General features: G+C 52.1%; 19 protein-coding genes. 13 read left to right on the top strand and 6 right to left on the bottom strand.

The features are described 5' to 3' along the window. The first annotated feature begins 181 nt into the window (after window positions 1-181). The 7 genes from C1192_RS18600 (at window position 182) to C1192_RS18630 (ending at window position 7102) form a co-directional block, all read left to right on the top strand. Complete coding sequence (locus C1192_RS18600; RefSeq protein WP_001129779.1) at window positions 182-1216, top strand: LacI family DNA-binding transcriptional regulator; 1035 nt, start codon at window positions 182-184, stop codon at window positions 1214-1216. Between the two features lie 72 nt (window positions 1217-1288). After that, window positions 1289-2704, top strand: coding sequence for a replicative DNA helicase (gene dnaB, locus C1192_RS18605; protein WP_001517572.1), 1416 nt, complete (start codon window positions 1289-1291; stop codon window positions 2702-2704). Between the two features lie 52 nt (window positions 2705-2756). Beyond that, window positions 2757-3836 (top strand): alanine racemase, encoded by a 1080-nt coding sequence (gene alr / locus C1192_RS18610; protein WP_001147291.1) that lies wholly within the window; start codon window positions 2757-2759, stop codon window positions 3834-3836. A 242-nt stretch (window positions 3837-4078) separates the two neighbouring features. Further along, a complete protein-coding gene (gene tyrB / locus C1192_RS18615; RefSeq protein ID WP_001517573.1) occupies window positions 4079-5272 on the top strand; it encodes an aromatic amino acid transaminase in 1194 nt (397 codons plus the stop codon). Window positions 5273-5501: 229 nt separating this feature from the next. After that, window positions 5502-6215 (top strand): acid phosphatase AphA, encoded by a 714-nt coding sequence (gene aphA / locus C1192_RS18620; protein ID WP_038354714.1) that lies wholly within the window; start codon window positions 5502-5504, stop codon window positions 6213-6215. A gap of 110 nt (window positions 6216-6325) precedes the next feature. Then, window positions 6326-6742, top strand: coding sequence for a secondary thiamine-phosphate synthase enzyme YjbQ (locus C1192_RS18625; RefSeq protein WP_016262776.1), 417 nt, complete (start codon window positions 6326-6328; stop codon window positions 6740-6742). 3 nt (window positions 6743-6745) lie between these two features. Continuing rightward, window positions 6746-7102, top strand: a complete 357-nt coding sequence (locus C1192_RS18630) for an MmcQ/YjbR family DNA-binding protein (protein WP_038354710.1) — start codon at window positions 6746-6748, stop codon at window positions 7100-7102. 207 nt (window positions 7103-7309) lie between these two features. Here the strand turns inward: C1192_RS18630 and uvrA are convergent, their stop codons facing one another. Then, a complete protein-coding gene (uvrA, locus tag C1192_RS18635; protein ID WP_038354709.1) occupies window positions 7310-10132 on the bottom strand; it encodes an excinuclease ABC subunit UvrA in 2823 nt (940 codons plus the stop codon). Window positions 10133-10382: 250 nt separating this feature from the next. Between uvrA and ssb1 the strand changes: the two genes are divergently transcribed. After that, window positions 10383-10919, top strand: coding sequence for a single-stranded DNA-binding protein SSB1 (gene ssb1 / locus C1192_RS18640; RefSeq protein WP_000168305.1), 537 nt, complete (start codon window positions 10383-10385; stop codon window positions 10917-10919). Window positions 10920-11016: 97 nt separating this feature from the next. On the opposite strand, the gene C1192_RS18645 is transcribed toward ssb1, so the two are convergent. Next, window positions 11017-11298 (bottom strand): YjcB family protein, encoded by a 282-nt coding sequence (locus tag C1192_RS18645; RefSeq protein WP_000224316.1) that lies wholly within the window; start codon window positions 11296-11298, stop codon window positions 11017-11019. A 447-nt stretch (window positions 11299-11745) separates the two neighbouring features. Between C1192_RS18645 and pdeC the strand changes: the two genes are divergently transcribed. Further along, window positions 11746-13332, top strand: a complete 1587-nt coding sequence (pdeC, locus tag C1192_RS18655; protein ID WP_038354708.1) for a cyclic di-3',5'-guanosine monophosphate phosphodiesterase PdeC — start codon at window positions 11746-11748, stop codon at window positions 13330-13332. A 3-nt stretch (window positions 13333-13335) separates the two neighbouring features. Here pdeC and soxS read toward each other — a convergent pair whose 3' ends face one another. Beyond that, the gene (soxS, locus tag C1192_RS18660) at window positions 13336-13659 is read right to left on the bottom strand and encodes a superoxide response transcriptional regulator SoxS (protein WP_000019357.1); all 324 of its coding nucleotides are present in this window, start codon (window positions 13657-13659) and stop codon (window positions 13336-13338) included. Between the two features lie 85 nt (window positions 13660-13744). On the opposite strand from soxS, the gene soxR reads away from it, so the two are divergent. The 3 genes from soxR to C1192_RS18680 all read left to right on the top strand — a co-directional run bounded on the left by soxR (window position 13745) and on the right by C1192_RS18680 (window position 17903). Continuing rightward, entirely contained in the window at window positions 13745-14209 is a 465-nt protein-coding gene (gene soxR / locus C1192_RS18665) for a redox-sensitive transcriptional activator SoxR (RefSeq protein ID WP_038354707.1), read from the top strand. Window positions 14210-14753: 544 nt separating this feature from the next. Further along, window positions 14754-16103, top strand: a complete 1350-nt coding sequence (gene ghxP / locus C1192_RS18675; protein WP_000106896.1) for a guanine/hypoxanthine transporter GhxP — start codon at window positions 14754-14756, stop codon at window positions 16101-16103. Between the two features lie 150 nt (window positions 16104-16253). Next, on the top strand, window positions 16254-17903 hold the full coding sequence (locus C1192_RS18680) for a Na+/H+ antiporter (protein WP_000402197.1): 1650 nt from the start codon (window positions 16254-16256) through the stop codon (window positions 17901-17903). Between the two features lie 97 nt (window positions 17904-18000). Here the strand turns inward: C1192_RS18680 and actP are convergent, their stop codons facing one another. From actP to acs, 3 genes are all read right to left on the bottom strand, one after another. Then, window positions 18001-19650, bottom strand: a complete 1650-nt coding sequence (gene actP / locus C1192_RS18685; RefSeq protein WP_000832601.1) for a cation/acetate symporter ActP — start codon at window positions 19648-19650, stop codon at window positions 18001-18003. Further along, window positions 19647-19961 carry a DUF485 domain-containing protein gene (locus C1192_RS18690; protein WP_001517575.1) on the bottom strand — a complete coding sequence of 105 codons (315 nt, stop codon included), beginning with the start codon at window positions 19959-19961 and terminating at the stop codon, window positions 19647-19649. The genes actP and C1192_RS18690 overlap by 4 nt, the downstream gene beginning before the upstream one ends. Window positions 19962-21113: 1152 nt before the next feature. Continuing rightward, window positions 21114-23072 (bottom strand): acetate--CoA ligase, encoded by a 1959-nt coding sequence (gene acs, locus C1192_RS18695; protein ID WP_000078190.1) that lies wholly within the window; start codon window positions 23070-23072, stop codon window positions 21114-21116. 392 nt (window positions 23073-23464) lie between these two features. Between acs and nrfA the strand changes: the two genes are divergently transcribed. Next, window positions 23465-24901 (top strand): ammonia-forming nitrite reductase cytochrome c552 subunit, encoded by a 1437-nt coding sequence (gene nrfA, locus C1192_RS18705; protein ID WP_000196871.1) that lies wholly within the window; start codon window positions 23465-23467, stop codon window positions 24899-24901. Window positions 24902-24909 lie beyond the last annotated feature (8 nt).

The raw sequence follows: 24909 nt of genomic DNA on the forward strand, positions 1-24909 counted from the left end.
AATTGGAACGATCTAATTTATGCGTAATTTGTACGATTGGTGTGCAAAAAAAACAATAAGCGAAGTGTGAATCTGTGATCGAAACGACGATCTCCTGCGATCCCGGGGGTAACGGATCGCATGAGCAAAAGGAGATTATGATAAAGTAAATGCCTTGATCTTATGGGGGATTGGAGTAGTCATGGCGAAGTCGGATACAGGAAGAAAGCGGGTAACATTAACCGATGTTGCACGTGCGGCTGGCGTTTCGAAATCGACCGTGTCGCTGGTACTCAACGACAGTCCGTTGATCAAAAAAGAGACTCAACAAAAAGTCCAACAAGCCATTGAGCAATTAGGCTATGTCTATAACCGTTTTGCCGCCAATTTACGTTCGCAAAAATCACTGACTATCGGCGTGGTGATTGATGATTTGACCAACCCTTTCTTCGCTGAATTTACAATGGGCCTTGAGATGACGCTGGCGGAGCACGGTTTTATCACCGTAATGTCCAATACCTCCCAGCGTAGCGATCGGCAAAAACAGGTACTTGATACCTTGCTGGAACACCACGTCGCGGGCATTGTCCTCTGTCCAGTAAACAGCACCTCAGAAGCCGATTTACAGCGTTATGCCAACAGTTCCACACCCTTATTAATCACGATGCGCCCTCTTGACTGGCAACAATTGCCCGTCGATTACGTTGGCGTGGACAGCCACGCAGGTGTCCGGGAAGCTACGGAATATCTCATTCAACAAGGACACCGGGACATCGTGTTTATTGGGGGGCTTACGCACCATATGCGTTATCAGGGATATCTGGAGGCGATGAACCATCATGGTTTACAACCGTGGAGTACTGATGCTTTTTCGCTGCGTGCTGAACCGACTCAGGCCAACGGCTACCAGTTGATGCAACAACTGTTAGATATGCCTTCGCCACCGACAGCAGTAATTTGTTATAACGATCTCATGGCTTTTGGCGCGGAATCGGCGTTAGGCGAAAGAGGGGTGCTTGCCGGAAAAGATATTTCGCTGATTGGTAATGACGGCGTGGCGGCTTGCGCTTACAGTAACCCGCCGTTAACCACCATTGCGGTAGAACCACTGGCGCTGGGGAAACAAGCGGCGCAGCAAATTCTACGGCGTATCGCGCAACCTGATGCGCCGCTCAGCCATTACGTTTATCGCCCAACCCTGCAAATTCGCGCTTCCACCGGAAAGCAGGGGCGTTAAATGCTGTAGCGAGAAACCGTTTCTCGCTATACTCTCTTGTCCCCCGTTCAACATCAGGTAACACCATTCGTTATGGCAGGCAATAAACCCTTCAACAAACAACAAACTGAACCCCGCGAACGCGATCCACAAGTTGCCGGGCTGAAAGTGCCTCCGCACTCGATCGAAGCGGAGCAGTCGGTGTTGGGCGGTTTAATGCTGGATAACGAACGCTGGGATGATGTGGCCGAGCGTGTGGTGGCAGACGATTTCTACACCCGTCCGCACCGTCATATCTTTACCGAAATGGCGCGTTTGCAGGAAAGCGGTAGCCCCATCGACCTGATCACCCTGGCAGAATCGCTGGAGCGCCAGGGGCAACTCGACAGCGTTGGTGGTTTTGCCTATCTGGCGGAACTGTCAAAAAATACGCCAAGTGCGGCAAACATCAGTGCATATGCTGACATCGTGCGCGAACGTGCCGTTGTCCGTGAGATGATCTCGGTTGCTAATGAGATTGCCGAAGCCGGTTTTGATCCGCAAGGACGCACCAGTGAAGACCTGCTCGACCTTGCTGAGTCTCGCGTCTTTAAAATTGCCGAAAGTCGTGCCAATAAAGACGAAGGACCGAAGAACATCGCTGATGTGCTCGACGCCACGGTGGCGCGTATTGAGCAACTTTTCCAGCAGCCGCACGATGGTGTAACCGGTGTTAATACCGGCTACGACGATCTCAACAAAAAAACCGCGGGTTTGCAGCCGTCGGATTTGATCATCGTCGCGGCACGTCCGTCGATGGGTAAAACGACATTTGCGATGAACCTCGTTGAAAATGCGGCGATGTTGCAGGATAAACCGGTATTGATCTTCTCGCTGGAGATGCCATCAGAACAGATTATGATGCGTTCTCTGGCGTCACTGTCACGTGTTGACCAGACCAAAATCCGTACCGGGCAGCTTGATGATGAAGACTGGGCGCGCATTTCCGGCACGATGGGCATTTTGCTCGAAAAACGTAATATCTATATCGATGATTCCTCCGGCCTGACGCCAACGGAAGTGCGCTCCCGCGCGCGCCGTATTGCCCGTGAGCACGGCGGCATCGGGCTTATCATGATCGACTACCTGCAATTGATGCGCGTACCGGCGCTTTCCGATAACCGTACGCTGGAAATTGCAGAAATCTCCCGCTCGCTAAAAGCGCTGGCAAAAGAGCTGAACGTGCCGGTGGTGGCACTCTCGCAGTTGAACCGCTCTCTGGAACAACGTGCCGACAAACGCCCGGTCAACTCTGACCTGCGTGAATCCGGCTCCATCGAGCAGGATGCGGACTTGATCATGTTTATCTATCGTGATGAGGTTTATCACGAAAACAGTGATTTAAAAGGCATCGCGGAAATTATTATCGGTAAACAACGTAACGGCCCAATCGGGACGGTACGGCTGACCTTTAACGGTCAATGGTCGCGCTTTGATAATTACGCAGGGCCGCAATACGACGACGAGTAATAATTATTTTATAAATCAGGTAATTAAAGCAAATACTTATCAAGGAACACAAATGCAAGCGGCAACTGTTGTGATTAACCGCCGCGCTCTGCGACACAACCTGCAACGTCTGCGTGAACTGGCACCTGCCAGTAAACTGGTTGCGGTGGTGAAAGCGAACGCCTACGGTCACGGTCTGATTGAGACCGCGCGAACGCTCCCCGATGCTGACGCTTTTGGCGTCGCCCGTCTCGAAGAAGCTCTGCGGCTTAGAGCGGGGGGCATCACGCAACCTATTTTGTTACTGGAAGGTTTTTTTGAAGCAGACGATTTGTCGACGATCTCCGCTGAACATCTGCATACCGCCGTGCATAACGAAGAACAGCTTGCTGCTCTGGAAGAGGCTAATCTGGAGGAGCCAGTTACCGTCTGGATGAAACTCGACACCGGTATGCACCGACTGGGTGTGTTACCGGAACAAGCTGAGGCGTTTTATCAACGACTTACGCAATGCAAAAACGTCCGTCAGCCGGTGAATATTGTCAGCCACTTTGCTCGCGCTGATGAGCCAAAATGCGGCGCGACTGAGAAACAACTCGATATCTTCAATACCTTTTGTGAAGGCAGGCCCGGCAAGCGTTCAATCGCCGCATCGGGTGGAATCTTGTTATGGCCACAGTCGCATTTTGACTGGGTGCGCCCCGGCATCATTCTTTACGGTGTATCGCCGCTGGAAGATGGCTCCACCGGTGCTGATTTCGGTTGCCAGCCAGTGATGTCTCTGACCTCCAGTCTGATTGCTGTGCGTGGGCATAAAGCCGGGGAGCCTGTAGGTTATGGCGGAACATGGATCAGTGAACGTGATACCCGTCTTGGCGTTGTGGCGATGGGTTATGGCGATGGCTACCCTCGCGCAGCTCCGTCCGGTACGCCAGTGCTGGTCAATGGCCGCGAAGTGCCAATCGTCGGGCGAGTTGCGATGGATATGATCTGCGTAGACTTAGGCCCAGAGGCGCAGGATAAAGCGGGTGATCCGGTGATTCTGTGGGGTGAAGGTCTGCCGGTTGAGCGAATCGCTGCAATGACAAAAGTAAGTGCTTACGAACTTATCACGCGCCTGACGTCAAGGGTGGCGATGAAATACGTCGATTAATCGTTCAGCAATATTTGATTGTCTGTGCCGGGTGTGGTGTGAAAGCCTTATCCGGCCAGCAACGCGATGTAAATTCAATAAATTGATACACTCTTGTCGTTTGTGCCACTGGAGGTTTTGCGTTTTTCATCAGCCGCGCTACGTTATTAATTGCCGCTTATTGCTAAACATCCTCTCGATCTTCCCCATCTTCCGGTTTATTGTGTTTTAACCACCTGCCTGTAAACCTGGAGAACCATCGCGTGTTTCAAAAAGTTGACGCCTACGCTGGCGACCCGATTCTTTCGCTTATGGAGCGTTTTAAAGAAGATCCTCGCGGCGACAAAGTGAATTTAAGTATCGGCCTGTACTACAACGAAGACGGGATTATCCCGCAACTAAAAGCCGTCGCAGAAGCGGAAGCGCGCCTGAATGCGCAGCCTCACGGCGCTTCGCTTTATTTGCCGATGGAAGGGCTTAACAGCTATCGCCATGCTCTTGCGCCGCTGTTGTTCGGTGCGAACCATCCGGTGTTGCAACAACAGCGTGTGGCGACCATTCAAACCCTCGGCGGCTCGGGGGCATTAAAAGTGGGCGCTGACTTCCTGAAACGCTATTTCCCTGAATCAGGCGTCTGGGTCAGCGATCCTACCTGGGAAAACCACGTAGCAATATTCGCCGGTGCTGGATTCGAAGTGAGCACTTACCCCTGGTATGACGAAGCGACCAACGGTGTGCGTTTTAGCGACTTGCTGGCGACGCTGAAAACACTGCCCGCCCGCAGTATTGTGCTGTTGCATCCGTGTTGCCATAACCCAACAGGCGCCGATCTCACCAATGACCAGTGGGATGCGGTGATTGAAATCCTCAAGACACGTGAGCTTATCCCATTCCTTGATATCGCCTATCAAGGATTTGGTGCTGGTATGGACGAGGATGCCTACGCCATTCGCGCCATTGCCAGTGCCGGATTGCCCGCTCTGGTGAGCAATTCATTCTCGAAAATTTTCTCGCTGTACGGCGAACGTGTCGGCGGTCTTTCGGTAGTGTGTGAAGATGCCGAAGCCGCAGGCCGCGTGCTGGGGCAATTGAAAGCCACTGTGCGCCGTATTTACTCCAGTCCGCCGAATTTTGGTGCGCAGGTGGTGGCAACGGTGCTGAATGATGAGGCGTTGAAAGCCAACTGGCTGGCAGAAGTAGAAGAAATGCGTACCCGTATTCTGGCAATGCGTCAGCAACTGGTGCAGGTGCTGAGTACTGAGATGCCGGGGCGTAATTTCGATTATCTGCTTAAGCAACGCGGTATGTTCAGCTATACCGGTTTAAGCGCCGCCCAGGTTGACCGACTGCGTGAAGAGTTTGGTGTTTACCTGATCGCCAGCGGGCGTATGTGCGTGGCGGGGCTTAACTCTGCAAACGTGCAGCGTGTGGCAAAGGCATTTGCTGCGGTGATGTAAGGTTCGCCAGCAGGCGGTTGAATAGCCGCCTGCTCTATTATTCTATGGAAATACATTAAGTTATTAAATATTAACAAACATGGGCTGGTCTCATGTGATCCTGCTCCCTTTCTTCACAAAAGCCGCAGATAATCCTTCCTTTCTCACACTGCTGGCGTTATGGTCAGATGGTTTTTTCAACAAATATCACAATAAAAAGTTTCAACTTACTGACTATTTAGGGAAAAATATGCGCAAGATCACACAGGCATTGAGTGCCGTTTGCTTATTGTTCGCTCTAAACAGTTCCGCTGTTGCACTGGCCTCTTCACCTTCACCGCTTAATCCCGGCACTAACGTTGCCAGACTTGCTGAACAGGCACCTGTCCATTGGGTATCGGTCGCACAAATTGAAAATAGCCTCGCAGGGCGTCCACCAATGGCGGTTGGGTTCGATATTGATGACACGGTTCTGTTTTCCAGCCCCGGATTCTGGCGCGGCAAGAAAATATTCTCGCCAGAAAGCGAAGATTATCTGAAAACCCCGGCCTTCTGGGAAAAGATGAACAACGGTTGGGATGAATTCAGCATTCCAAAAGAGGTTGCACGTCAGCTAATTGATATACATGTCCGCCGCGGCGACGCTATCTTCTTTGTGACTGGCCGTAGCCCAACGAAAACAGAAACGGTTTCAAAAACATTAGCTGATGACTTTCATATCCCGGCAACCAGTATGAACCCGGTCATTTTTGCGGGCGATAAACCAGGACAAAACACAAAAACGCAGTGGTTGCAGGATAAAAATATCCGAATGTTTTATGGTGATTCTGATAACGATATCACTGCCGCGCGTGATGTTGGCATTCGTGGTATCCGTATTCTGCGAGCCTCCAACTCTACCTACAAACCCTTGCCACAAGCGGGTGCTTTTGGCGAAGAGGTGATCGTCAATTCAGAATACTGACAGAGCGGGAGAGTATGACACTCTCCTGAATGCTGTTTTTTTAATCAAACCTTTATCCTTTCGCTGTCTTGCTGCAAACTGATTAAGAGAGTTTTATCAAGGAGCAGTACATGTGGTATCAAAAAACGCTCACGCTTAGCGCCAAATCTCGTGGATTCCATCTGGTAACGGATGAAATTCTGAATCAACTGGCTGATATGCCGCGTGTTAATGTTGGTTTACTGCACCTGTTGCTGCAACACACCTCCGCCTCTCTGACACTTAATGAGAATTGCGACCCCACTGTACGCCATGACATGGAGCGTTTTTTCCTCCGTGCGGTTCCCGATAACGATAGCTATGAGCATGACTATGAAGGAGCAGACGATATGCCTTCTCATATCAAATCCTCAATGCTGGGGGTATCGCTCGTATTGCCAGTGCATAAAGGGCGTATTCAGACCGGCACCTGGCAGGGGATCTGGCTGGGGGAACATCGCATCCACGGCGGATCGCGTCGCATCATCGCGACACTACAAGGGGAGTAAAAAATGACTATTTCGGAGTTGCTACAATATTGCATGGCAAAACCAGGCGCAGAACAGAGTGTGCATAGTGACTGGAAAGCAACGCAAATCAAAGTTGAAGATGTGCTGTTTGCGATGGTGAAAGAGGTGGAAAATCGCCCAGCGGTTTCGCTGAAAACCAGCCCGGAATTGGCGGATCTTCTGCGTCAGCAGCACAGTGATGTTCGCCCCAGCCGACATCTGAACAAAGCGCACTGGAGCACTGTTTATCTCGATGGCTCGCTGCCGGATTCGCAAATCTATTATCTGGTCGATGCGTCGTATCAGCAGGCGGTGAATTTGCTGCCGGAAGGAAAACGTAAATTGCTGGTGCAACTCTGAAAGGAAAAGACCGTTCAGCAAGCGGCCTGAGAATGATGACAAACACAAAATTGCCTGATGCGCTACGCTTATCAGGCCTACGTAATCCCTGCAATATATTGAAATTGCATGTTTTTGTAGGCCGGATAAGGCGTTCACGCCGCATCCGGCAAGAACAAAGCGCACTTTGTCAATAATCTGAGGCCGCTCAGAAAGCGGCCTTAACGATTACAGCATTGGCTTGAGGAAGCGCGCTGTATGCGATGCTTCACACTCTGCGACGGTTTCTGGCGTGCCGGAGACGAGGATCTCACCGCCGCCGCTGCCACCTTCTGGCCCCAGATCAACAATCCAGTCAGCGGTTTTGATCACGTCGAGATTGTGCTCAATCACCACAATGGTATTGCCCTGATCGCGCAGTTTATGCAGAACGTCGAGCAGTTGCTGAATATCGGCAAAGTGCAGACCGGTGGTCGGTTCATCGAGAATATACAGCGTCTGCCCGGTGCCGCGTTTTGACAATTCACGCGCCAGCTTCACACGCTGGGCCTCACCACCGGAAAGCGTGGTTGCGGACTGCCCGAGACGGATGTACGTCAGACCAACATCCATCAGCGTTTGCAGTTTACGCGCCAGTGCGGGCACAGCATCAAAGAACTCACGCGCTTCTTCGATGGTCATATCCAGCACTTCGTGGATGGTTTTACCTTTGTACTTAATCTCCAGCGTTTCGCGGTTATAACGTTTACCTTTGCACTGGTCGCACGGCACGTAAATATCCGGCAGGAAGTGCATTTCCACTTTGATTACACCATCGCCCTGACAGGCTTCGCAGCGCCCACCACGGACGTTAAAGCTGAACCGTCCAGGCGTATAACCGCGCGCACGGGATTCCGGTACGCCCGCAAACAATTCGCGTACAGGCGTAAACACGCCGGTATAGGTCGCCGGGTTGGAACGCGGAGTACGACCAATTGGGCTTTGGTCGATATCGATGACTTTGTCGAAATGCTCCAACCCCTGAATATCGCGATAGGGTGCAGGTTCAGCAATTGTTGCGCCATTCAACTGGCGTTGGGCAATCGGGAACAGCGTGTCGTTAATCAGCGTCGATTTACCAGAACCTGAAACCCCGGTGATGCAGGTAAACAGACCTACCGGCAGCGTCAGTGTCACATCTTTCAGGTTGTTGCCGCGCGCGCCTGTCAGTTTCAGCACTTTTTCCGGATCTGCGGGTACGCGTTTCTTCGGCACTTCAATTTTGCGTTTACCGCTCATGTACTGGCCGGTTAACGACTCCGGAACTGCCATAATCGCTTCCAGCGGACCTTCCGCGACCACTTCACCACCGTGTACACCTGCGCCCGGGCCAATGTCGATGACATGGTCAGCCGCGCGAATAGCGTCTTCGTCGTGCTCCACCACAATCACGGTATTACCGAGATCGCGCAGGTGGATAAGCGTACCCAGCAGGCGTTCGTTATCGCGCTGATGCAGGCCGATAGACGGTTCATCCAGCACGTACATCACGCCAACCAGCCCTGCGCCAATCTGGCTTGCCAGACGGATACGCTGGGCTTCACCGCCGGAAAGGGTTTCTGCCGAGCGGGAAAGTGTCAGGTAGTTCAGCCCGACGTTAACGAGGAATTTCAGGCGGTCGCCAATCTCTTTAAGGATTTTTTCCGCAATCTTCGCGCGTTGCCCGGCGAGTTTGAGATTGTTGAAGAACTCCATCGCATGGCCGATGCTCATGTCAGAGATGGCAGGCAGCGGTGTATTCTCAACATAAACGTGGCGTGCTTCACGGCGCAGACGCGTCCCTTCACAACTGGCGCACGGACGATTGCTGATAAACTTGGCTAACTCTTCGCGTACCGCGCTGGATTCTGTTTCTTTATAACGGCGCTCCATATTGTGCAGCACGCCTTCGAACGGATGGCGGCGGATAGACGTATCGCCACGATCGTTCATGTATTTGAATTCGATATTTTCCTTGCCAGAACCGTAAAGCACCACTTTATGCACGTTCGCACTCAGGCTGCCCCACGGTGCTTCGATGTCGAACTTATAGTGGTCTGCCAGTGATTTCAGCATCTGGAAGTAATAAAAATTACGGCGATCCCAGCCGCGGATCGCGCCGCCCGCCAGCGATAGTTCCGGATTTTGGATCACTCGGTCAGGATCGAAATATTGTTGAACGCCGAGGCCGTCACAGGTCGGGCAGGCGCCCGCCGGGTTGTTGAACGAAAACAGACGCGGTTCCAGTTCGCGCATACTGTAGCCGCAAATCGGACAGGCGAAGTTGGCGGAAAAGAGCAGCTCTTCCGCTTTCGGATTGTCCATATCGGCAACCACCGCCGTACCGCCGGAAAGCTCCAGCGCCGTTTCAAATGACTCCGCCAGGCGTTGGGTAAGATCGTCACGCACTTTGAAACGATCAACTACCACTTCAATCGTGTGTTTCTTTTGCAGTTCCAGTTTCGGCGGATCGGAAAGATCGCAGACTTCGCCATCAATACGTGCGCGGATGTAACCCTGACTCGCCAGATTCTCCAGCGTTTTAGTGTGTTCGCCTTTGCGCTCTTTAATGATTGGCGCGAGTAGCATCAGACGTTTGCCTTCCGGCTGCGACAGGACGTTGTCTACCATCTGGCTGACGGTTTGCGCCGCCAGCGGGACATCGTGATCCGGGCAGCGCGGCTCACCGACGCGAGCGTACAGCAGACGCAAATAGTCGTGGATTTCGGTGATTGTCCCCACCGTGGAGCGCGGGTTGTGGGACGTCGATTTCTGTTCAATCGAGATGGCGGGTGAAAGCCCCTCGATATGGTCGACATCCGGCTTTTCCATCAGTGATAGAAACTGCCGCGCGTAGGCGGAAAGGGATTCAACGTAACGACGCTGCCCTTCGGCATATAAGGTGTCGAAAGCGAGCGAGGATTTGCCAGAACCCGAAAGCCCGGTAACGACAATCAGTTTGTCGCGGGGGATAACGAGGTTGATATTTTTGAGATTATGGGTGCGGGCGCCCCGAACTTCGATCTTATCCATTCACCTTTCCCGGATTAAACACTTTTTGCCCGGCGGCATGGCGCTACCGGCGATCACAAACGGTTAATTATGACACAAATCGACCTGAATGAATATACAGTATTGGAATGCAGAATCCGGAGTGCTGTGTAACAATGTCGGACCATGTTTGTTTCCCGGAACCGAGGTCACATCGTGGTAAAACCGCTATTGGTAATGCTACAATCGCGCGTTTACACTTATTAGACCGTTTTTTTCAGGAGACACGAACATGGCCAGCAGAGGCGTAAATAAGGTTATTCTCGTTGGTAATCTGGGCCAGGACCCGGAAGTACGCTACATGCCAAATGGTGGCGCAGTTGCCAACATTACGCTGGCTACTTCCGAATCCTGGCGTGATAAAGCGACCGGCGAGATGAAAGAGCAGACTGAATGGCACCGCGTTGTGCTGTTCGGCAAACTGGCGGAAGTGGCCAGTGAATATCTGCGTAAAGGTTCCCAGGTTTATATCGAAGGTCAGTTGCGTACCCGCAAATGGACCGACCAATCCGGTCAGGATCGCTACACCACAGAAGTCGTGGTGAACGTTGGCGGCACCATGCAGATGCTGGGTGGTCGTCAGGGTGGTGGCGCTCCGGCAGGCGGTAACATCGGGGGCGGTCAGCCGCAGGGCGGTTGGGGTCAACCTCAGCAGCCGCAGGGTGGCAATCAGTTCAGCGGCGGCGCGCAGTCTCGCCCGCAGCAGTCCGCTCCGGCAGCGCCGTCTAACGAGCCGCCGATGGATTTCGATGACGATATCCCATTCTGATTTTGTTTTAAAACAATAGATTATATTGTTTTAAGGTAGGTGATTAACGCATCTGCCAGGGATAAAAAAGAAGCCTCCATATGGAGGCTTCTGCATATCACACCAAAATCATTGGCCATTGTGGCGGTGCCTGATTTGTGGTTTCCACTATTACCGACTCAATATTGTGCCAGATTGCGGCAATATCCATCATTGTGATTCCGAGCAGTCCCATCGCGAACCAGCAGGCGGAAACAACGCCCAGACCACTACTGATCACTGCCAGCCCGATATAATCAGACCGCCGAAAACGGATGTTGAGCGTACTAGCCAGAAACATCAGTATGGCGCTAAGAAGCTGCCAGCGAAGAAGAACCACGCCCGTGGTGAGGGTAGCCATCAAACATTTCCTCAGAAAATTGCCAGGCCCTGGACAGCGCGGCATTTCTCACGGGAGGCGTGGTACACTCTGGCTATCGCGGGGCTTTCAGAACACAAAAATGAAACACTTTTGCTGTTTCATAAATTTCGTGAACTATATCACAATTGGTTGTTTGTTAGCCAGATTATGCCGCGACTTTATTACTGCACTAATGATGTGGTTTATTCAGTGATGTCGAGGCAATGTACAATAAAGAAATATTGTAACTTCCTGCCTGACCTGCATTTTTCCAACAAAGCTCTTTTGATATCAGCGAGTTATTTTTATGCAAATAACGATTATAAAGGTATCAATTTCAAATCAGGCAAAAGTGCTATTTATACCGTAAGATTTATCTAACGTCGTCGGTAGTCAAGGTTTTCACCTTGCAATGACCAGGTATAACCAGGCAGGGAATTGATAGAAATGAGTCAAAGTGCACGACGCAGGATGCTGGCGTTGCCGGGCATCATCTTTGTGGTACTCCTTCCTGTTATCCTTTCACTATGGATTGCCCTCCTTTGGGCTAAAGCGGAAGTGAATAATCAACTTCGTGCTTTTGCCCGGTTAGCCCTGGAGAAATCCGAGTTGGTCATTCAGCAGGCAGATTTAGCGAGCGACGATGCAGAACGCTATCAGGGACAAATTTGCACTCCCATTCATCAACAACAAATGCTGAATATTATCCGCGGTTATCTTTATATCAACGAATTGATATATGCCCACGATAACCTTTTTTTATGTTCAACATTAATAGTTCCCGTTAACGGCTACAGGATGGCGTCAGCAAACTATAAGCGTGAACCTGATGTCTCAATCTATTATTACCGTGATACGCCTTTTTTCTCAGGTTATAAAATGACCTATATGCAGCGAGGAAACTATGTCGCGGTAATTAACCCTTTATTCTGGAGCGAGGTAATGTCTGACGATCCGACGCTGCAATGGGGGGTTTATGATACGGTGACGAAAACCTTTTTCTCTTTAAGCAAACAGGCCTCCGCAGAAAATTTTTCACCATTGATTCATCAGAGGGAAATAACCGTACAGCAGAATGGTTATTTATATGCGATAGTTCATTCAACAAAACGTCCCATTGCCGCTATCGTAGCAACCTCAAACCAGCGTATTTTTTCGCATTTTTATAATCACCTTGTATTTGCCTTGCCGGCAGGTATTTTGGGCAGCCTGGTGCTGCTTTTACTCTGGTTGCGTATAAACCAGAAGTACCAGTCTCCTGAGCGTAAATTGCAACGTGCTCTCGAAAAACGGCAACTTTGTCTCTATTACCAGCCAATTGTTGATATTAAAACGAATAAATGTATTGGCGCTGAGGCGTTGCTACGTTGGCCGGGGACTCAGGGACAGGTAATGACGCCAGCGGAGTTTATTCCGCTGGCGGAACAAAAGGGGCTAATTGAGCAGGTTACCAATTATGTCATTAATAGGGTGTTTGACGATCTCGGTGCCTGGCTGGCGAAACATCCTGAACTCTCTATTTCAGTTAACTTATCCGCCTCTGATTTTCATACTTCAAGGGTGATTGCCCTAACCAATCAAAAAATCGAGCAATTTACCGTGCGTCCGCAGCAAATTAAATTTGAAGTCACTGAACATGCGTTTCTTGATGTCGCCAAAATGACGCCGATTATTCTGGCTTTCCGTCAGGCTGGTTACGAAGTGGCGATCGATGATTTTGGTATTGGCTACTCCAACTTGCATAATCTTAATTCATTGAATATCGATATCTTGAAAATCGATAAATCGTTTGTTGAGACGCTAACCACGCACAGAACCAGCCATTTGATTGCAGAACACATTATCGAACTGGCACACAGTCTGGGTCTAAAAACGATTGCAGAAGGGGTGGAAACTGAGGATCAGGTCAACTGGTTGCGCAAACGCGGCGTGCGCTATTGTCAGGGTTGGTACTTTGCAAAGGCGATGCCGCCGCAGGTTTTTATGGCATGGGCAGAGCCAGTACCCGCGCATGACGTCATGCGCGGGCAGTAAACCCTAGATCCGGTGGCGATAATCGCTGGGAGTGCGATCAAACTGCCGACGGAAAACGCGGGAAAAGGTCTGCTGTGAGACATAGCCCAGATCCATCGCGATATCAAAAATAGGGCGTTCGGTGGTGCGCAACTCAACGGCAGCCAGTAGCAGGCGGCGTTGACGAATGTAATCGCCAAGCGTCTGATGTGTCACCGTACGGAACATCCGCTGTAAATACCACTTTGAATAACCTGATTTTTTCGCCACCACATCAATGTTCAGCGGCTGGTCGATATGCTCGTCAATCCATGCGATAAGATCCTGAATAATTTTCTGATGGGACATAAATCTGCCTCTTTTCAGTGTTCAGTTCGTTAATTCATCTGTTGGGGAGTATAATTCCTCAAGTTAACTTGAGGTAAAGCGATTTATGGAAAAGAAATTACCCCGCATTAAAGCCTTGCTTACTCCGGGCGAAGTGGCGAAACGTAGTGGAGTGGCGGTATCGGCGCTGCATTTCTATGAAAGCAAAGGTTTGATTACCAGTATCCGTAACAGCGGCAATCAGCGGCGGTATAAGCGTGATGTGTTGCGATATGTCGCCATCATCAAGATTGCTCAACGTATTGGTATTCCGCTGGCGACCATTGGTGAAGCGTTTGGTGTGTTGCCCGAAGGGCATACATTAAGTGCGAAAGAGTGGAAGCAACTCTCATCACAATGGCGTGAAGAACTGGACCGGCGAATTCATACCTTAGTTGCGTTGCGTGACGAACTGGACGGCTGTATTGGTTGCGGCTGCCTTTCGCGTAGCGACTGCCCGTTGCGTAACCCAGGCGATCGCTTAGGCGAAGAAGGTTCTGGTGCGCGTTTGCTGGAAGATGAACAAAACTAAAGCGCCACAAGGGCGCTTTAGTTTGTTTCCGGCCTTTGTCTTTCACTCTATCCCGCTGGTACACAGGAGGGTTTCCCCCGACGTCAACACACCTCATTCGAGCACGTGGTGGAGGTTCCGGTTGGTGTTGATACTTTAATTGTATGCCACCGCCGTTTCTTCGCCAGTGCAAAGTGATCCTTTTTAGCCGCAATATTTTTGTCATCTTGCGTGATTTTTTACCGCAAACTTTTGCTACAAGTTGCCTACAAATGCCGTAATTTTGCGCATCGACGATAACGTTTGCGCATCAGTTGCTTGGTTTTTCATCGTCAATACGAGAAAAGGGAAAAAAGCAGCAAACTTCGGTTGAAAAAGCCGCTATGATCGCCGGATAATCGTTTGCTTTTTTTTACCACCCGTTTTGTATGCGTGGAGCTAAACGTTTGCTTTTTGCGACGACCCCGATTGTCGCAAACCAGAAGCAGGAAGATAACGTTTCGCTGGCAGGGGATTGTCCGCCACGCATCTTGACGAAAAATAAACTCTCAGGGGATGTTTTCTTATGTCTACGCCATCAGCGCGTACCGGCGGTTCACTCGACGCCTGGTTTAAAATTTCACAACGTGGAAGCACTGTTCGTCAGGAAGTGGTTGCCGGGTTAACAACGTTTCTGGCGATGGTCTATTCGGTTATCGTCGTTCCGGGCATGTTGGGCAAAGCGGGCTTCCCGCCAGCGGCCGTTTTTGTTGCGACTTGTCTGGTTGCCGGGATGGGTTCTATCGCGATGGGGTTGTGGGCCAATCTACCATTGGCTATCGGCTGCGCCATCTCCCTGACTGCATTTACCGCATTCAGCCTGGTGCTGGGGCAACATATCAGTGTTCCGGTGGCGCTGGGTGCTGTGTTCCTGATGGGGGTGCTGTTTACGGTTATTTCCGCAACAGGTATCCGTAGCTGGATTTTGCGCAACTTACCGCACGGCGTGGCGCATGGCACGGGGATTGGAATCGGCCTGTTTTTGCTGCTGATTGCTGCCAACGGCGTCGGTCTGGTGATTAAAAACCCGCTTGATGGTTTGCCGGTTGCGCTGGGTGATTTCGCGACATTCCCGGTGATTATGTCGCTGGTAGGTTTGGCTGTGATCATCGGCCTGGAAAAACTGAAAGTACCGGGTGGCATTCTGCTGACCATTATCGGTATCTCGATTGTGGGCCTGATCTTCGATCCTAATGTCCATTTCTCCGGCGTTTTTGCCATGCCTTCATTGAGTGATGAGAACGGCAATTCGCTAATTGGCAGCCTGGACATTATGGGGGCACTGAACCCACTGGTCTTGCCGAGCGTGTTGGCGCTGGTGATGACGGCGGTCTTTGACGCTACCGGAACCATCCGTGCAGTTGCTGGTCAGGCGAATCTGCTGGATAAAGACGGGCAGATTATTGACGGTGGTAAAGCACTAACTACAGACTCCCTGAGTAGCGTTTTCTCCGGCCTGGTTGGCGCGGCACCGGCTGCGGTATACATCGAGTCTGCGGCGGGTACAGCGGCGGGCGGTAAAACCGGCCTGACGGCTATCACCGTTGGCGTGCTGTTCCTGCTGATTCTGTTCCTCTCTCCGCTCTCTTATCTTGTTCCGGGTTACGCAACGGCTCCGGCGCTGATGTACGTTGGCCTGCTGATGCTGAGCAACGTGGCGAAAATCGACTTTGCTGATTTTGTCGATGCAATGGCGGGTCTGGTAACGGCAGTATTCATCGTGCTGACCTGTAACATCGTAACAGGCATCATGATCGGCTTCGCGACTCTGGTGATTGGTCGTCTGGTCTCTGGCGAATGGCGTAAGCTGAACATTGGTACGGTCGTTATCGCCGTGGCGCTGGTCACCTTCTACGCGGGTGGCTGGGCTATCTAATCTTTAATAAGATTCTGAAAACGGGTAGCAATTGCTGCCCGTTTTTATTTTCTCCGTACATTGTGTGAGCTTTTGCGATATTCTGAAAAACTGAGAATCCGGGTATAAAACCTTTCTCAAATCATAAAAAACATCGCAAACAGGGAACGCATGGAAATCTTCTTCACCATACTGATAATGACCCTCGTGGTCTCGCTGTCCGGGGTGGTCACTCGTGTCATGCCCTTTCAGATCCCGCTTCCGCTTATGCAAATCGCCATTGGTGCGCTACTGGCGTGGCCGACGTTTGGTTTGCATGTGGAATTTGACCCAGAACTCTTTTTAGTCTTATTTATCCCGCCGTTGCTGTTCGCGGATGGCTGGAAAACGCCGACCCGCGAATTTCTTGAGCATGGCCGGGAGATCTTCGGTCTCGCGCTGGCGCTGGTCGTCGTCACCGTGGTCGGCATTGGCTTCCTTATTTACTGGGTGGTGCCAGGTATTCCGCTGATCCCCGCTTTTGCGCTGGCGGCGGTGCTCTCTCCGACCGATGCTGTAGCGCTCTCCGGGATTGTTGGAGAAGGGCGCATACCGAAAAAAATTATGGGCATCTTGCAGGGCGAAGCGTTGATGAATGACGCCTCCGGCCTGGTGTCGCTGAAGTTTGCCGTGGCAGTCGCGATGGGGACGATGATCTTCACCGTTGGCGGCGCGACGGTCGAATTTATGAAAGTGGCAATTGGCGGTATTCTCGCCGGTTTTGCGGTGAGCTGGCTGTATGGTCGCTCGTTGCGTTTCCTGAGTCGATGGGGCGGTGATGAACCGGCAACGCAGATCGTACTGCTGTTCCTGCTGCCGTTCGCCTCTTATCTTATTGCCGAACATATTGGCGTTTCCGGCATCCTCGCAGCGGTTGCCGCCGGTATGACCATCACCCGCTCCGGTGTGATGCGCCGTGCGCCGCTGGCGATGCGACTGCGTGCCAACAGCACCTGGGCGATGCTGGAATTTGTCTTTAACGGTATGGTGTTCCTGCTGCTGGGCCTGCAATTGCCGGGCATTCTGGAGACGTCGCTGATGGCGGCGGAAATCGACCCCAACGTCGAAGTCTGGATGCTCTTTGTCGATATCGTGCTGATTTATGTCGCCTTAATGCTGGTTCGTTTTGGCTGGTTGTGGACGATGAAAAAGCTCAGTAACCGCTTCCTGAAGAAGAAGCCGATGGAGTTTGGTTCGTGGACCACACGAGAAATCCTGATCGCGTCTTTCGCTGGGGTGCGCGGGGCAATCACTCTGGCCGGTGTGCTCTCCATTCCTCTGCTGTTGCCGGATGGTAACGTCTTCCCGGCGCGTTATGAGCTGGTGTTCCTGGCGGCTGGCGTGATTCTCTTCTCGCTGTTTGTTGGTGTAGTGATGTTGCCTATTTTGCTGCAACACATTGAAGTCGCGGATCATTCCCAGCAGTTGAAAGAGGAACGCATTGCACGCGCGGCAACGGCTGAAGTAGCGATTGTGGCGATCCAGAAAATGGAAGAACGTCTGGCGGCGGACACCGAAGAGAACATCGATAACCAGTTGCTCACAGAGGTGAGTTCTCGTGTGATTGGTAACCTGCGTCGTCGCGCCGATGGGCGTAATGATGTTGAAAGTTCAATCCTGGAAGAAGACCTGGAACGCCGCTTCCGTCTGGCGGCACTGCGTTCTGAACGTGCTGAACTGTACCACCTGCGCGCCACGCGGGAGATCAGCAACGAAACGCTGCAAAAATTATTGCACGATCTTGATTTGCTGGAAGCGTTGTTAATTGAAGAAAATCAGTAACGCTCTGACGGCGTAAGATAGCCTGACGCAATCGGTAAAAAGGTGTAGTACATCGCACCTTTTTACCGTTGGTCAGGCGACCAGGGACAAACGGAGATTAATGCGCGCGGCCCTGCTCAACGCCAAAGCCGGTCTGGGAACGGATAAATTGCGCACGGAACAGTTCACGCTCGCGCGCGCCTTCCGCTGAATTATCGGTTGCCGAGAAGAACCAGATACCGAGGAATGCCACGGAGATGGAGAACAACGCCGGGTATTCATACGGGAAGATGGCTTTTTCGTGACCGAGGATCTGCACCCAAATCGTTGGGCCGAGGATCATCAACACTACCGCTGTAATCAGGCCTAACCAGCCGCCCAGCATCGCACCACGCGTAGTCAGTTTCGACCAGTACATGGAAAGCAGAATGATTGGGAAGTTACAGCTCGCGGCGATAGCAAACGCCAGACCCACCATGAAGGCGATGTTCTGATTCTCAAACAACACGCCGAGGATAATCGCAATCACACCCAAAATCAGCACGGTGATTTTCGATACCCGCAGCTCTTCACGTTCGGTCGCGCCTTTTTTGAAGACGTTGGCGTACAGATCGTGAGAAACCGCCGATGCGCCTGCCAGCGTCAGACCTGCAACCACCGCGAGGATGGTGGCGAAAGCAACCGCTGAAATAAAGCCGAGGAACAGGTTGCCGCCCACCGCATTGGCCAGGTGAACCGCCGCCATGTTGTTACCGCCAATAAGATGGCCCGCCGCATCTTTATATTCCGGATTTGCACCGACCAGCATGATCGCACCAAAGCCGATAATAAAGGTCAGGATATAGAAGTAACCCATAAAGCCGGTGGCGTAGAACACGCTCTTACGCGCTTCGCGAGCATCGCTAACCGTAAAGAAGCGCATCAGAATGTGCGGCAGACCTGCTGTACCAAACATCAGTCCCAGCCCCAGCGAGAGTGCGGAGATTGGATCTTTTACCAGCCCGCCCGGCTTCATGATGTCGACACCTTTCGGGTGTACTGCCATCGCTTCGCTGAACAGATTGTTGAAGCTAAAACCGACGTGCTTCATCACCATAAAGGCCATAAAGCTGGCACCGAACAGCAGCAAAACGGCTTTGATAATCTGTACCCAGGTGGTTGCTAACATGCCGCCAAACAGGACATACATCATCATCAATACGCCAACCAGAACCACGGCGATGTGATAGTTAAGGCCGAACAGCAGCTCGATCAGTTTACCCGCACCAACCATTTGGGCGATGAGATATAGCGCCACCACCACCAGAGACCCACAGGCCGAAAGAATGCGGATTGGCCCTTGTTTCAAACGGTATGAGGCGACATCCGCAAAGGTATAGCGACCCAGGTTACGCAGACGTTCGGCAATCAGAAACAGAATGATTGGCCAGCCTACCAGGAAGCCCAACGAGTAGATCAGGCCGTCATAACCGGAGGTAAACACCAGCGCGGAGATCCCCAAAAATGAGGCGGCAGACATATAGTCACCGGCTATCGCCAGACCGTTCTGGAAGCCGGTGATATTACCGCCTGCGGTGTAGTAGTCGTTACGGGAACGCACGCGTTTTGATGCCCAGTAGGTGATACCAAGCGTAAACACGACGAAAATCAGGAACATAATAATCGCCTGCCAGTTTGTTGGCTGGCGTTCTACGGCCCCGCTAATGGCATCCGCGGCGTTCGCTGCGAAAGGGAGTGTGGCGGCAAGCGCCGTCATAACTCTTTTCATGACGCTTGTACCTCATGCAGGACTTCGTTATTAAGGCGGTCGAATTCGCCGTTCGCCCGCCAGATGTAGATACCAGTGAGAACAAAGGAGATCACAATCACCCCGACGCCAACGGGAATACCGCGTGTGACGCTGGTGTTCGGATTCAGCGGAGTGCCCAGCCAGCCAGGCGCAAAGGCAATCAGTAAAATAAAACTGATATAAACTGTCAGCATAATAATCGACAGGATGGTGGCAAACCGTTGCCGTTTTTCGACTAACTCCCTGAAATGCGCATTGTCTTCTATCCGCTGATAAATAGTGCCATTCATCACAGATTCTCCAGAGGTAATGTAGGGATTGTTTTAATTCCCGCTCCCTTGTGGGAGAGGGTTAACGCCCAGGTAACCCATAGCCTGATGCGCCTTGTCAGGCCTACAGCCGTTGCCGAATGTAGGCCGGATAAGGCGTTTACGCCGTATCCGGCAATCAACGCCTGATGCGTCGCTGTCGCGTCTTATCAGGCCTACAGCCGTTGCCGAATGTAGGTCGGATAAGGCGTTTACGCCGTATCCGGCAATCAACGCCTGATGCGCCGCTGTCGCGTCTTATCAGGCCTACAGCCGTTGCCGAATGTAGGCCGGATAAGGCGTTTACGCCGTATCCGGCAATCAACGCCAGATGCGTCGCTGTCGCGTCTTATCAGGCCTACAGCCGTTGCCGAATGTAGGCCGGATAAGGCGTTTACGCCGTATCCGGCAATCAACGCCAGATGCGTCGCTGTCGCGTCTTATCAGGCCTACAGCCGTTGCCGAAAGTAGGCCGGATAAGGCGTTTACGCCGCATCCGGCAATCAACGCCAGATGCGTCGCTGTCGCGTCTTATCAGGCCTACAGCCGTTGCCGAATGTAGGCCGGATAAGGCGTTTACGCCGCATCCGGCAATCAACGCCAGATGCGCCGCTGTCGCGTCTTATCAGGCCTACAGCCGTTGCCGAATGTAGGCCGGATAAGGTGTTTACGCCGCATCCGGCAATCAACGCCAGATGCGTCGCTGTCGCGTCTTGTCAGGCCTACAGCCGTTGCCGAATGTAGGTCGGATAAGGCGTTTACGCCGCATCCGGCAATCAACGCCAGATGCGTCGCTGTCGCGTCTTATCAGGCCTACAGCCGTTGCCGAATGTAGGTCGGATAAGGCGTTTACGCCGCATCCGGCAATCAACGCCAGATGCGTCGCTGTCGCGTCTTATCAGGCCTACAGCCGTTGCCGAATGTAGGCCGGATAAGGTGTTTACGCCGCATCCGGCAATCAACGCCAGATGCGTCGCTGTCGCGTCTTATCAGGCCTACAGCCGTTGCCAGATGTAGGCCGGATAAGGCGTTTACGCCGCATCCGGCAATCAACGCCAGATGCGTCGCTGTCGCGTCTTGTCAGGCCTACAGCCGTTGCCAGATGTAGGCCGGATCGCATCAGGCAATTGTGGGTTACGATGGCATCGCGATAGCCTGCTTCTCTTCAAGCAGCTTCTCGACCACGCCAGGATCGGCAAGCGTCGAGGTATCGCCCAGGTTGCTGGTATCGCCCGCCGCAATTTTGCGCAAAATACGGCGCATAATTTTGCCGGAGCGGGTTTTAGGCAGGGAGTCGGTCCAGTGCAGCACGTCTGGCGTCGCCAGCGGGCCAATCTCTTTACGCACCCAGTTGCGGACTTCTGCGTACAGTTCTGGTGACGGTTCCTCCCCGTGATTAAGCGTGACGTAGGCGTAAATCGCCTGGCCTTTAATATTGTGCGGAATACCGACCACCGCGGCCTCGGCTATCTTCGGATGCGAAACCAGCGCCGATTCAATCTCCGCAGTCCCCAGACGGTGACCAGAAACGTTCAGTACATCGTCCACACGCCCGGTGATCCAGTAATAACCATCTTCATCACGACGCGCGCCATCGCCGCTGAAATACATATTTTTGAAGGTGGAGAAATAGGTCTGTTCAAAACGTTCATGATCGCCAAACAGCGTACGCGCCTGGCCCGGCCAGGAGTCAGTCATCACCAGGCTGCCTTCGGTCGCGCCCTCCAGCGGATTGCCTTCGTTATCTACCAGTGCCGGTTGCACACCGAAGAACGGACGCGTTGCCGAACCGGCTTTCAGTTCGGTAGCGCCAGGAAGTGGGGTAATCATGAAACCGCCGGTTTCGGTCTGCCACCATGTGTCGACCACCGGGCATTTCTCGTTGCCGATCTTCTTCCAGTACCACTCCCACGCTTCCGGGTTTATTGGCTCGCCTACTGAACCGAGAATGCGCAGCGACGAACGGTCGGTGCCTTCAATCGCTTTATCGCCTTCCGCCATCAGTGCGCGAATGGCTGTTGGCGCGGTATAGAGAATATTGACCTGATGCTTATCCACCACTTGCGCCATACGGGCAGGCGTCGGCCAGTTTGGCACACCTTCAAACATCAGCGTGGTCGCGCCGCAGGCCAGCGGGCCGTACAGCAAATAACTGTGCCCGGTAACCCAGCCCACATCGGCGGTACACCAGTAGATATCACCCGGATGATAATCAAAGACGTATTTAAAGGTGAGCGCCGCGTAAACCAGATAACCGCCGGTAGTGTGCAGCACGCCTTTCGGTTTTCCGGTAGAACCGGAGGTATAAAGAATAAACAGAGGATCTTCGGCGTTGACCTCTTCCGGCTGGTGCTGATCGCTGGCTTGCTCAACCAGGTCGTGCCACCACAGGTCGCGGCCTTCCTGCCAGCCGATTTTTCCGCCAGTACGCTTCAGTACAATGACATGTTCAACGCTGGTGACATTCGGGTTTTTCAGTGCGTCATCAACGTTTTTCTTCAGCGGAATGCTGCGCCCGGCACGCACGCCTTCATCAGAGGTGATCACCAGTCGTGAGTTAGAGTCGATAATGCGCCCGGCCACCGCTTCCGGCGAGAAGCCGCCGAAAATCACCGAATGCACCGCGCCAATACGGGCGCAGGCCAGCATTGCGACCGCAGCTTCCGGCACCATTGGCATATAAATCGCCACAACATCGCCTTTTTTAATGCCCAGCCCGAGCAGGGTATTGGCGAAGCGGCAAACGTCGCGATGCAGCTCTTTATAGCTGATATGTTTGCTCTGGCTGGCGTCGTCGCCTTCCCAGATGATGGCGGTACGATTGCCGTTTTCTTGTAAATGGCGATCAAGGCAGTTTGCCGCCAGATTCAGCGTGCCGTCTTCGTACCATTTAATCGAGACGTTACCCGGGGCAAAGGAGGTGTTTTTCACCTTCTGGTACGGTTTGATCCAGTCGAGAATTTTTCCCTGTTCGCCCCAAAAAGTATCTGGTGCGTTAATGGATTGTTGGTACATCGCCTCATACTGCTGAGGGTTTATCAGGCAATGGTCTGCGATGTTGGCAGGAATAGTGTGTTTGTGAATTTGACTCATGCTTTTGTTCTCCTTGTAGGATGTTAATAATATGTGGCATAAGCGTTAAATGTAGGGGTATTGGTAGTTTTGTTTAGTATTTGGGCGGCAGATCACGCAAAAGCAGAATAGTGCAAATAAACGGCAGGGTATTTTTGAAGGTCACTAACAAAAGTTGATTAATTCTTTGAGGAACATGCAGTTATGCATACCGTTGGAAACGGGAAAAATACCGTCTAACTCTAAAGTGGTATTTTACATGCACTTACAATTGATTAAAGACAACATTCAGAGTGTGGTTATTTGTTACACATAGGGGCGAGCAATGTCATGACAGTGTATGTGCGGTTACTGTCATGAAAAAACAATAAAAACTGCCATTGCCTCAATGGCAAAATTTGGATGAAGCCCCTATGACAAGGATAAAAATAAACGCACGCCGTTTCTTCAGCTTGTTGGTTCCTTTTTTCTTTCTCACTTCTGTTCACGCTGAACAAACGGCCGCTCCCGCGAAACCTGTAACTGTGGAAGCGAAGAATGAAACCTTTGCCCCGCAGCATCCCGATCAATATCTCTCCTGGAAAGCCACCTCGGAACAGTCAGAGCGTGTTGACGCACTGGCGGAAGATCCACGACTGGTGATCCTGTGGGCGGGGTATCCTTTCTCGCGCGATTACAACAAACCGCGCGGCCATGCCTACGCCGTTACCGATGTGCGCGAAACCCTGCGTACCGGTGCGCCGAAAAATGCCGAAGATGGCACGATGCCAATGGCCTGCTGGAGTTGTAAAAGTCCGGACGTGGCGCGTTTGATCCAGAAAGACGGAGAAGATGGTTACTTCCACGGTAAATGGGCGCGCGGCGGCCCGGAAATCGTCAACAACCTGGGCTGCGCTGACTGCCATAACACCGCTTCGCCAGAGTTCGCCAAAGGCAAACCAGAGTTAACTCTTTCCCGTCCGTATGCGGCACGTGCGATGGAAGCCATTGGTAAGCCTTTTGAGAAAGGTGGTCGTTTTGACCAGCAGTCGATGGTCTGCGGTCAGTGCCACGTGGAGTATTACTTTGACGGTAAAGATAAAGCCGTTAAATTCCCGTGGGATAACGGCATGAAAGTCGAAAATATGGAGCAGTATTACGACAAAATTGCCTTCTCCGACTGGACCAACTCCCTGTCGAAAACGCCGATGCTGAAAGCGCAACACCCGGAATATGAAACCTGGACTGCGGGCATTCATGGCAAAAACAACGTGACCTGCATCGACTGTCACATGCCGAAAGTGCAGAACGCGGAAGGCAAACTCTACACCGACCATAAAATTGGCAATCCGTTTGATAACTTCGCCCAGACTTGTGCGAACTGTCATACCCAGGACAAAGCCACGCTGCAAAAAGTGGTCGCGGAGCGTAAACAGTCGATTAATGACCTGAAAATCAAGGTTGAGGATCAACTGGTTCACGCTCACTTCGAAGCGAAAGCGGCACTGGATGCAGGCGCTACGGAAGCCGAGATGAAGCCGATTCAGGACGACATCCGTCATGCCCAGTGGCGTTGGGATCTGGCGATCGCTTCCCACGGCATTCATATGCATGCACCGGAAGAAGGTCTGCGGATGCTCGGCACGGCGATGGATAAAGCCGCTGATGCGCGTACCAAACTGGCGCGCCTGCTGGCGACCAAAGGTATCACCCATGAAATCCAGATCCCAGATATCTCGACCAAAGAGAAAGCCCAGCAGGCAATTGGTCTGAACATGGAACAAATCAAGGCCGAGAAGCAGGACTTTATCAAAACGGTGATCCCGCAGTGGGAAGAGCAGGCACGTAAAAACGGTCTGTTAAGCCAATAACCCCGTTC

The organism is Escherichia marmotae (genome assembly GCF_002900365.1).
In the GTDB taxonomy this organism is placed as follows: Bacteria; Pseudomonadota; Gammaproteobacteria; order Enterobacterales; family Enterobacteriaceae; genus Escherichia; species Escherichia marmotae.